The organism is Caldalkalibacillus mannanilyticus JCM 10596 (assembly GCF_000615945.1).
Classification (GTDB): Bacteria; Bacillota; Bacilli; order Caldalkalibacillales; family JCM-10596; genus Bacillus_AT; species Bacillus_AT mannanilyticus.
This window is the reverse complement of sequence record NZ_BAMO01000038.1, coordinates 40268-49953: the sequence shown is the minus strand read 5'-3', so window position 1 is coordinate 49953 and position 9686 is coordinate 40268. Positions and strand designations below refer to the sequence as shown.

General features: G+C 41.3%; 10 protein-coding genes and 2 pseudogenes. 11 read left to right on the top strand and 1 reads right to left on the bottom strand.

The window, feature by feature from the left end:
* The 10 genes and pseudogenes from JCM10596_RS18530 to yajC all read left to right on the top strand — a co-directional run.
* Nucleotides 1-606 (top strand): YhcN/YlaJ family sporulation lipoprotein (locus JCM10596_RS18530; RefSeq protein WP_025028410.1); only part of this gene is annotated, 606 nt, incomplete at its 5' end.
* 149 nt (nucleotides 607-755) lie between these two features.
* On the top strand, nucleotides 756-1349 hold the full coding sequence (locus JCM10596_RS26410) for a BofC C-terminal domain-containing protein (protein ID WP_148302643.1): 594 nt from the start codon (nucleotides 756-758) through the stop codon (nucleotides 1347-1349).
* 109 nt (nucleotides 1350-1458) lie between these two features.
* Entirely contained in the window at nucleotides 1459-1965 is a 507-nt protein-coding gene (gene ruvC, locus JCM10596_RS18520) for a crossover junction endodeoxyribonuclease RuvC (protein WP_025028408.1), read from the top strand.
* A gap of 14 nt (nucleotides 1966-1979) precedes the next feature.
* The gene (gene ruvA, locus JCM10596_RS18515; RefSeq protein ID WP_025028407.1) at nucleotides 1980-2618 is read left to right on the top strand and encodes a Holliday junction branch migration protein RuvA; all 639 of its coding nucleotides are present in this window, start codon (nucleotides 1980-1982) and stop codon (nucleotides 2616-2618) included.
* Nucleotides 2619-2699: 81 nt separating this feature from the next.
* The gene (gene ruvB / locus JCM10596_RS18510) at nucleotides 2700-3707 is read left to right on the top strand and encodes a Holliday junction branch migration DNA helicase RuvB (protein WP_025028406.1); all 1008 of its coding nucleotides are present in this window, start codon (nucleotides 2700-2702) and stop codon (nucleotides 3705-3707) included.
* Nucleotides 3708-3760: 53 nt separating this feature from the next.
* On the top strand, nucleotides 3761-5092 hold the full coding sequence (locus JCM10596_RS18505) for a SpoIID/LytB domain-containing protein (protein WP_025028405.1): 1332 nt from the start codon (nucleotides 3761-3763) through the stop codon (nucleotides 5090-5092).
* Nucleotides 5059-5868: a DUF8618 domain-containing protein gene (locus JCM10596_RS18500; protein ID WP_025028404.1), complete on the top strand. Its 810-nt coding sequence runs from the start codon at nucleotides 5059-5061 to the stop codon at nucleotides 5866-5868. The genes JCM10596_RS18505 and JCM10596_RS18500 overlap by 34 nt, the downstream gene beginning before the upstream one ends.
* A gap of 27 nt (nucleotides 5869-5895) precedes the next feature.
* Nucleotides 5896-6924 (top strand): tRNA preQ1(34) S-adenosylmethionine ribosyltransferase-isomerase QueA, encoded by a 1029-nt coding sequence (queA, locus tag JCM10596_RS18495; protein ID WP_025028403.1) that lies wholly within the window; start codon nucleotides 5896-5898, stop codon nucleotides 6922-6924.
* A 6-nt stretch (nucleotides 6925-6930) separates the two neighbouring features.
* Nucleotides 6931-8069: pseudogene (tgt, locus tag JCM10596_RS26405) on the top strand (tRNA guanosine(34) transglycosylase Tgt).
* 33 nt (nucleotides 8070-8102) lie between these two features.
* The gene (gene yajC / locus JCM10596_RS18485; protein ID WP_025028402.1) at nucleotides 8103-8369 is read left to right on the top strand and encodes a preprotein translocase subunit YajC; all 267 of its coding nucleotides are present in this window, start codon (nucleotides 8103-8105) and stop codon (nucleotides 8367-8369) included.
* 83 nt (nucleotides 8370-8452) lie between these two features.
* Here the strand turns inward: yajC and JCM10596_RS31500 are convergent.
* Nucleotides 8453-8754: pseudogene (locus JCM10596_RS31500) on the bottom strand (TIGR04086 family membrane protein).
* Nucleotides 8755-8987: 233 nt separating this feature from the next.
* On the opposite strand from JCM10596_RS31500, the gene JCM10596_RS18475 reads away from it, so the two are divergent.
* On the top strand, nucleotides 8988-9677 hold the full coding sequence (locus tag JCM10596_RS18475) for a DUF421 domain-containing protein (protein WP_025028401.1): 690 nt from the start codon (nucleotides 8988-8990) through the stop codon (nucleotides 9675-9677).
* Nucleotides 9678-9686: the final 9 nt, after the last annotated feature.

Here is a 9686-nt window from a genome sequence, read left to right as displayed (position 1 = left end):
GCAGGGCTTGGAATGCAAGGTGCTGGTGGAATGAACCAAGGAGCAGGGTTTGGAATGCAGGGTGCTGGTGGAATGAACCAAGGAGCAGGGTTTGGAATGCAAGGTGCTGGTGGAATGAACAGAGGAACGGGGCTTGGTACACCAACAGATTTAGGAGCTCGAGCTAGGGCTGGTGTCAATAATGCTTTGGACGCTGGTCCTTATGACCAGAACCGTGCTGATGATATGAGAAGAAGAGTCATGAGTATTAATGGAGTGCGCGATGCGAAGGTTGTCTTCCACAATAATGCCGTTATTGTTGGTGTAGACGCTGAAGGAAATACGAATAATCTTGTTAGACAAGTGCGTCAACAATTACAAGGACATACCAGAGGCGAACAGGTCCATGTTACGACAGATCGTGGAATGGTTACACGTATAGGGGACATTGATAATCGTGTTCGTACAGGTCAACCGATCCGAAATATGGCTAATGAAATAGGAACATTGATGAACGATCTAGGAAGAACGATGACTGCTCCGATTCGTGGAGGAGCTGCTGGAACTGGTACTAGAGGTGCTGGGAACACGGGTGGAGGAGTATTTGGGACTGGAGCTACCCGCTAATCCAGTAACAAATGTATTCAATCTGAGTAGAGGAAATAAGCCTCTACTCTTTTATATCTGCTTTATAATGAAGTTGAGCCCATCTTAGGTGTATATCCTTCTTGTTTACTGGAAATACTGAAAAAAAACCAGTAAAAGAGGGGTTTTTAATGTCTAGCTTATTAAAAAAATTAAAAAGAATATTACGAAGGTACCGAGGTCTGGCATTATTAGGATCTATTTTTCTTTTGGTTTCCTCCTTTATTATGCTGCAAATGGTAGTAGAACATAGAAAAGATCAGATCATCCTGCATCATGATGAAAGTTTGGATGTACTGGCAAAGAATCCAACAAAACTTTTATTAAAAACTAAATATCTATGCGGAACTGAAACGGAAGTGAAGGAATTTAAAAATGTCAAAGAATTAGAAGCTTGGATCGATAAACAAAATGAAGAATGGAAGGTTTCAGCAAAAAATGATGATGAAATCACATTGTCAAGAGATGTGGTTAATGACTTATCTCCTTTATGTAAAAATGAAGGTTATTTTGGAATGTCTGAAGATGGAGTCCTCACTTTATTCCAAGGACCTCCCATGGACAATCAAGTGATCCAGACTTTTTTCCGTATCGATACTGAGCTTCTCGAATCGAAGCTGCCAAAAGAAGAAGTAACCTTTTTACGCAATGGAATAAAAATTCATAACGTAGCCGAATATCTAAGTGTACTATCTACTTTTGGGGAATTTGCCGTAGAGTATTAAACTCTATGGCTTTTTTTGTTTATAGGGGTATGTTAAAATGAACAAGGAAATATATGTTCGTTTATTACGTTCTAACCGTCGGGAAGACTTTTTGTAGGAGGAAACATCAGTGATCATAATGGGGATCGATCCTGGAATTGCTATCGTGGGCTTTGGAGTCATTGAGAAGCAAGGAAGTAGATTAAAGCCTGTTCAATATGGTAGCATCATGACAGAAGCAGGTTTAAGAACAGAAACAAGATTAAAGCAAATATATGATGCCATGACGCATCTTTTGAAGACCTATCAGCCGCAGGCGATGGCAATAGAGAAGCTCTTCTTTAACCGCAATGTGACGACTGCTTTTACTGTCGGACAAGCGAGAGGAGTGATGATGCTGGCATCAGAAGAAGCCAATGTCCCTATTGCAGAGTATACACCTTTACAGGTCAAACAAGCCGTAGTGGGATATGGACAAGCTGAAAAGAATCAGGTGCAGGAAATGGTGAAGATGCTTCTTCATCTTAAGGAAAAGCCGAAGCCTGATGATGTAGCGGATGCGTTAGCCATAGCGATTTGTCATGCTCATTCCGCCCAATTAGAGCACATCCTTCACCAAAAAGGAAAGGGTATATGAGGGGATAAGAAAACATGATTGATTATATTAAGGGAACATTAGTCTATATTGATTTACACTATATTGTGGTAGAAACAGGGGGCATTGGGTATCAAGTTCATATGTCGAACCCCTTTCAGCTTCAGCATAAAGAGCAAGAGGAAATCACCATATACACGTATCAGCATGTCCGAGAAGATATACTGGCTCTTTACGGATTTATCTCTAGAGAAGAGAGGAGCCTATACGAGAAACTGTTACTTGTTTCAGGTGTTGGACCAAAAGCGGCTTTGTCGATCATGTCTGCTGGTACACCAGGGCAGTTAATTATAGCTATTCAGTCGGAAGATCTGGCTTTTCTAACTCGCCTTCCAGGTGTAGGAAAGAAAACAGCGCAGAGGCTCATCATTGACTTGAAAGATAAGCTTGGGGCTCTAGAAGCCAGCTTTGCACATGAACTAGTTAGCTATCAGCCAGCGGCTTTCAAAGAAGCTCAACGACAAACAACAAAACAAAAATCAAACGAAATGAATGAAGCGATTGAAGCTTTGTATGCATTAGGATATTCGGAAAAAGAAGTCAACAAAATCCTTCCCGAATGGAAGGAGCAAGGAAATGGCGACTGGACGACAGATCGTTATATTAAACTTGGACTACAACTTTTAATGAAATGATTCGTCTATAAAAGTAGGTCCATCAGATGGAGTTTTTACTCCACCTGATAAAGTAGAATCTAGAAAAAGGTGGACGTAAATATGGATGATCGTATTATCTCCTCGCAGATGATCGAATCAGATTCAGATGTGGAATTAAGCTTACGCCCTCGATATCTGACGGAATATATAGGTCAAGAACAAGTAAAACAGAATTTAAAAATATTTATTGAAGCAGCGAAAATGCGCCAAGAGGCCTTAGATCATGTACTCCTATATGGTCCACCGGGATTGGGGAAAACCACGTTGTCCAATATTATTGCCAACGAGCTTGGAGTCAATCTTCGAATTACCTCAGGCCCAGCCATTGAAAGAGCAGGAGATCTTGCTGCACTTCTCACGAATCTCCAAGAAGGAGATGTCTTATTTATTGATGAAATTCATCGCTTGAACCGGAGTGTTGAGGAGGTTCTTTATCCAGCGATGGAGGACTTTTGTCTAGATATTATGATCGGTAAAGGACCGAGTGCGAGGTCAGTTCGACTCGATTTACCCTCTTTTACTCTTGTTGGAGCAACGACGAGAGCAGGAAGATTGTCTGCACCTTTAAGAGATCGCTTTGGAGTGGTCAGTCGTTTAGAATACTATAAAGTAGATGAGCTGGCTTTTATCATATCAAGGGCAGCTGATATCCTCCAAGTTGAAATTAGGGGCGAAGCAGCCAAAGAAATAGCGATGTGTTCCAGGGGAACCCCTCGTATTGCCAATCGCTTGTTAAAGCGAGTACGTGATTTTGCACAAGTGGCAGGGAATGGGGTTATTAATCAAGAATTGGTGAAGGAAGCGCTAGAAAGATTACAGGTAGATAAGCTGGGACTTGATTATGTTGATCATAAATTTATGCTTTCTATCATGAAGCATTTTGGTGGGGGACCCGTTGGAGTTGATACGATTGCTGCTACGATAGGAGAAGAACCTGATACGATTGAGGATGTCTACGAGCCATACTTAATGCAAATTGGTTTCTTGCAGCGTACCCCCCGAGGAAGGGTTGTTACTCCAGCTGCTTATCACCATTTTAAGATAGAACCGCCACAATCGAACTCATAATCTAGAAGGTTATGGTTACAAAATAATAGATAAATAAGGGAGAGTGAGATCATTTGTTTCGATTGAAGAGTCGTCTAGGAAAAGGATGTTTATTTCTTGCTATACTTCTATTTTCTACGATAGTAACAACAATATTTACTAGTGGTTCAACTAGTGCTTCTCAGGATGATATTAGAATAGGATTAATGATGAATCAAAGTACCAGCTCAATAGTGACCCTGACAAGTGAAACAGGCTTGACGTTAGGAGGGGAATCAGGTGCTCTGCTTAACATTGGGGATGCTTCTTCACTACGTGTATCACTTGATCAGTTTTTTATCGTTGCCAGTGAAACGAAAGATATTTCAGGAGCGCGAACGATTTCTCAAACACTATCGCAACATAGCTTTCCCAACGTGATTGTTCAACAGAAGAAAAATAATGAAACCGTCTACCGAGTGATTGCTTCAATGGGAGCTACTCAGGAAGAAGCGCAGAAAAGATTACAGGAAATCAGGTCAAAAGCGGCTGCGAATGCGACCTTAGCAGGGGCTCATCGTGTGCTAGCAGGGTCTTTTGCTACATTGGAAGAAGCGAATGCTAGGTTGGGACAGATTCAAGCGCAGGATTATTATGCTTACCTTGCTCAAGTCAGAACGGGAACAGCACTGAGCTATCAAGTATGGGTAGGGGATGGTGCGAGTGCAACAGAGCAGTCTACCTTACAAAATCAGCTTCAGCAGGCTTTTCCTCAAATTACGTTTGCTCCAGCCCAAGCAGATGAATATATTTTGCATACCAGCAGCTATCTAGAAGGAAATCAAAGTGGAGTTCCGTATTATTTAACTAGGAAGAAAATAACCATATCGCCGAAAAGTGTCAGCGGAAAAACACCTCTGATTACCATTTCGGAGAAGCAAAATCGAAAGTACCGTGGACAGATGGAAATCAGTCAGCATAACCAACGTTTTGCCCTCGTTAACGTGTTGCCATTAGAACACTATTTATACGGAGTTGTCGGCTCCGAGCTTGGAGATAGCTGGCCGATAGAAACGCTAAAAGCGCAAGCAGTTCTAGCTAGAAACTATGCCTTTATGGGAAGACAAGCTAATAAATACGGGATTGCTCATCTGTCCGATACCACAGCGGACCAAGCCTATTATGGCTTTAATGTTGAAGGGCAGAATATACGAAATGCTGTCGATGCGACCAAAGGAGAGGTTCTTACACACAATGGACAAGTCTTTTCTACCTTCTATTATTCGAATGCAGGTGGTATGACAGCGGACGGTCGAGAGGTATGGGGAACTGCCGTTCCGACACATAAGGTTGTCAGTAGTAAGGATAGCCATCCAGCAGATGTGGCAGCAACATGGTACCGGTTCAAGATCCGACAGGAAAAGTAGGGTTTGTGCATAGTCAGTATATTAATAAGACAACCCAAACCTCTCCTCTTGGCTTTAGTTATGGGACGGTCAATACGCCTTCTCTTAACTACAGATCAGGCCCGACTACCGATATTAACACGAATATTGTAGGTACATTAAACGAAGGATCACGAGTCCTGATTATTGAAGAAGTGAAACAAAACAATGCGTATTCGTGGATCAGTGGTCCCTTTTCTGCACAGGAAATAAGAGATTCTATAAATGCCATGCCGAATCAAGCTGGTCAACAGATTTCACAACCTGTAACTTCTTTAAAGGTAACAGAAAGAGGAGAATCAGGTAGAGCAACAAGAATGGAAGCTAATGGGACAGTCATCCAATCATTCCGAGATGCATTGCGTTCTGTGTTCAAAGAAGGAGGAACCCGTTCTCTTCGTTCTACTAAATTTGAAGTAGAAGAAATGGGGAATTTCACAGTTTTAGGAGCGGGGGGACAGAAAGTAAGCTATCCTCAGGCGAATGCTCAAGAAGCAAAGCTGTTTGCTCTTAGAGGGGGCTCTGAGCAGGTTTCTGCTGTCACAGGGAACTCTGATCAATTTGTGATGCTAGCACGTAATGGACAAGTGCGTGTGGCATCAAAAGCTCCCATGTATCGTTTTCATGGTAACGGATTTGGTCATGGTCTAGGAGTATCTCAGTGGGGAATGCGTGGACTAGCCGTTGAAGGGTATGATTATCGTCAAATATTGCAACACTATTTCCATAAGGATGTTAAATTGGAGAAAAAACTTTAGGGTAATGACAGGAATGGGAGACAGAAGATGAATGTTAATGATTATGACTTTTATTTACCAGAGGAATTAATCGCTCAAACTCCATTAGAAGACCGTACGAGTTCGCGCTTACTCCATCTAGATAAACAGACTGGTATGCTTGCTCATCATACGTTTAGTGATCTTCTTCATTTATTACAAGCGGGAGACACCCTCGTATTGAATAATACGAGGGTTATTCCTGCCCGATTATTTGGAGTCAAAGAGGATACAGGAGCTAAAATTGAAGTTCTTCTCTTGAAACAGGAAGCAGGAGATGTATGGGAAGCACTTGTTAAGCCAGGTAAGAGGGTAAAAAAGGGAACTGTTATCTTATTTGGTGAGGGACTATTGAAAGCAACATGCTTAGAGGAAACTCCTGTTGGTGGGAGAAAACTCCAATTTGAATATGAAGGAATTTTTCCAGAGATATTGGATCAGCTTGGAGAAATGCCCCTACCTCCCTATATTAAAGAGCAATTAGATGATCCTGACCGCTATCAGACGGTGTTTGCCAAGCATCGAGGTTCTGCGGCAGCTCCAACGGCTGGTCTGCATTTCACGGAAGAAATTCTAAAGCAGATCGAACAAAAAGGTGTACAAATCGCCTATATTACCTTACACGTCGGATTAGGAACATTTCGTCCTGTTCAAGTGGATAATATTGAAGAACACGAAATGCATGCGGAGTATTACGAGCTAGATAAGGAAACAGCAGAACTGCTGAATAAGGCAAAACAGGATGGAAGAAGAATCATCGCTGTTGGAACAACCTCTTGCCGCACGCTTGAAACAGTTACAAGAGATCATCATGGGCGTTTCGAGGAGAGTTCAGGCTGGACAGACATCTTTATTTATCCTGGCTTTCCATTTCAAGCGATCAGTGGATTGATTACGAATTTCCATCTTCCCAAATCCACTTTAATGATGCTTGTTAGTGCTTTAGCAGGGCGAGAGAACATTATGCAAGCTTATGAAGAGGCAATTAAAGAAAAGTACCGTTTCTTTAGTTTTGGAGATGCAATGATTATTTTGTAGGAGGCTATCATGGCAGTAAAGTATGAACTGATCAAAACATGTAAACAAACAGGGGCACGATTAGGAAGACTACATACGCCTCACGGCACGATTGAAACCCCTATTTTTATGCCTGTAGGGACTCTAGCTACTGTAAAGACGCAGAGCCCTGAAGATTTGAAGCAGATGAATGCTCAAATCATTTTAAGTAATACATACCACCTCTTTTTACGACCTGGAGATGACATCGTGAAAGAAGCAGGGGGGTTGCATTCCTTTATGAATTGGGATCGTCCCATTTTAACGGATAGTGGAGGGTTTCAGGTATTTAGTTTAAGTAATATGCGTAAAATTGAAGAAGAAGGCGTTCATTTTAAGAATCATTTAAGCGGTGAAAAGCTCTTTATCAGTCCTGAAAAAGCAACTCAGATTCAAAATAATCTTGGAGCCGATATTATGATGGCTTTTGATGAGTGTGCCCCTTATCCAGCCGATCGTGATTATGTAAAACAATCCTTGGAGCGAACAACACGCTGGGCAGAACGCTGCTTAAAAGCACACCAAAGACCTCATGATCAGGCTCTTTTCGGTATTGTCCAAGGTGGAATGTATGCCGATTTGCGGGAGCAGAGTGCAGAGAGATCACCGCTCTTGATTTCCCAGGCTACGCTATTGGAGGGCTAAGTGTAGGGGAACCCAAGGATTTGATGAATGAGGTTCTAGAAAGTACGACTCCTTTACTGCCGCAAAATAAAGCGCGTTATTTGATGGGAGTTGGCTCTCCCGATGCCCTATTGGATGGAGTGATTCGTGGAGTCGATATGTTTGACTGTGTCTTACCGACTCGGATTGGGCGGAATGGGACAACGATGACAAGTGAAGGAAGGCTTGTGATTCGAAACGCGAAATATGCACGAGATTTCAGACCGCTTGATGAAAAGTGCGATTGCTATACTTGTACGAACTATTCAAGAGCGTATATCAGACATCTGGTGAAATGCGATGAAACATTTGGATTTAGACTTACTTCTTATCATAACCTTTACTTTTTATTAAAATTAATGGAGAATATAAGAGAAGCGATTCGTCAGGACTCGTTGCTTGATTATCGCAATCAGTTTTTTGAAGAGTATGGGTTAAATAAACCAAATGCTCGTGCCTTCTAAAAAATAATCATAAACAAAGGAGGGAGAACAACAATGCAAGATTCAGTTATGGGCTTTATACTACCTTTGGTACTGATGTTTGCTGTTTTTTATTTCTTACTTATTCGTCCGCAACAAAAGAGACAGAAAGAGCGTAGTAGCATGCTAGATGCTCTTCAAAAAGGAGACAAGGTCATCACGATTGGTGGGCTTCATGGGACGATTGTTGAGCTTACTGATGACAATGTGACTCTGAAAGTATCAGATAGTACTCGATTAGTATTTGAAAGAACTGCGATTAACGCTGTAAATAAAGATTAATTCGACGTACATAGAATGAAAAAAGCTGGCTTTTCATGATGACCCTAGGTCATTGGAAAGTCAGCTTTTTTTCCCTTATTCAACTAGAATTTTTTAGGACTCATGTTGACACCGATCACTCCGCCGATGACTGAGCTAAGAAGGTAGGAGGAATAGATCAACAGATTTTGCAAGCGAAATGCCGTATCAAAACCAAGGAAGGAAATGAGCCAGACTAGGAGTAAAAAAGCAAGTCCGGTTACCCCTCCTACATACCAACCTTGGTACCGGATTTTAAGCCGGCAATAAAGCCTCCTGCAAATAAGGTAATTAGTGTAATGGGAAGCAAAAACCAATGGATGGCTGTTTCACTTAGAGCGGTGAAGTGTAACAAAAGTGATAACATAAAGCTTGAGGCTAACAATGTGCCAACGACAGCAATCAATCCGTACAGGATCGGGGTGATCCATAATTTATTCTCCAATTGAATCCTCCTCTCCAATAAAATTAGTTTATTGGTACAAGATATTCACTTGTCCCAGTATTTAAAACTTTTTTTTATATCTTTTTAGCGAATGATTCATTCTTTGCTCGGTGAAAATAAAAAGAGTTTCTGATACAAGAGGAGGGCGGCTTGCAATGGATATTGGAATCTTAGTTCTCCGAACGGTGTTTATTTACTTTTTTATTATGGTCATTATGAGGATCATGGGGAAACGGGAAATAGGGAAGCTTTCCATCTTTGATCTCGTTGTTTCCATTATGATCGCCGAATTGGCGGTGATTTCTCTTGAGAGTACAATGATCCCCATGTTCCATAGCTTAGTACCGATTATTGTCTTATTTATCATTCAAATTACCATGTCATATATTTCTTTAAAGTCACAGAAGATCAGAGATATCGTTGATGGGAAGCCCTCCATTATTGTTGAGCATGGCAAATTGAAGGAAAGTGAAATGAAAAAGCAGAGATACAATCTTGATGATTTGTTGCTCCAGTTAAGAGAAAATAAAATTCACAGCCTCTCCCAAGTGGAATTTGCCATTTTAGAACCTTCAGGAAAGCTCACCGTTTTTCCAAAGGAAGAGGAGCTAAATGTAACGAAGAAGGATTTGAATATACCTGCAAAACGCTTTGAATTGCCCGTTATCTTAATTAAAGATCAGGATGTCCTAGAAGAAGGACTTAAACAATTGGGGAAGAACCGTTTTTGGCTTAAAGCAGAACTGAAAAAACGTGCAGGTACCTCTGATTTTAAAAAGATTTTGTTTTGCAGTATTGATTCCACTGGAGAATGGTTTATTGAGCTGAAGGATCCTTTGAAGTGAATACTCAAA

Coding starts and splice junctions, on each gene's coding strand:
- JCM10596_RS26410 (WP_148302643.1), top strand. CDS start 756: ATGTCTAGCTTATTAAAAAAATTAAAAAGAATATTACGAAGGTACCGA.
- ruvA (WP_025028407.1), top strand. CDS start 1,980: ATGATTGATTATATTAAGGGAACATTAGTCTATATTGATTTACACTAT.
- ruvB (WP_025028406.1), top strand. CDS start 2,700: ATGGATGATCGTATTATCTCCTCGCAGATGATCGAATCAGATTCAGAT.
- JCM10596_RS18500 (WP_025028404.1), top strand. CDS start 5,059: ATGGTACCGGTTCAAGATCCGACAGGAAAAGTAGGGTTTGTGCATAGT.
- queA (WP_025028403.1), top strand. CDS start 5,896: ATGAATGTTAATGATTATGACTTTTATTTACCAGAGGAATTAATCGCT.
- yajC (WP_025028402.1), top strand. CDS start 8,103: ATGCAAGATTCAGTTATGGGCTTTATACTACCTTTGGTACTGATGTTT.
- JCM10596_RS18475 (WP_025028401.1), top strand. CDS start 8,988: ATGGATATTGGAATCTTAGTTCTCCGAACGGTGTTTATTTACTTTTTT.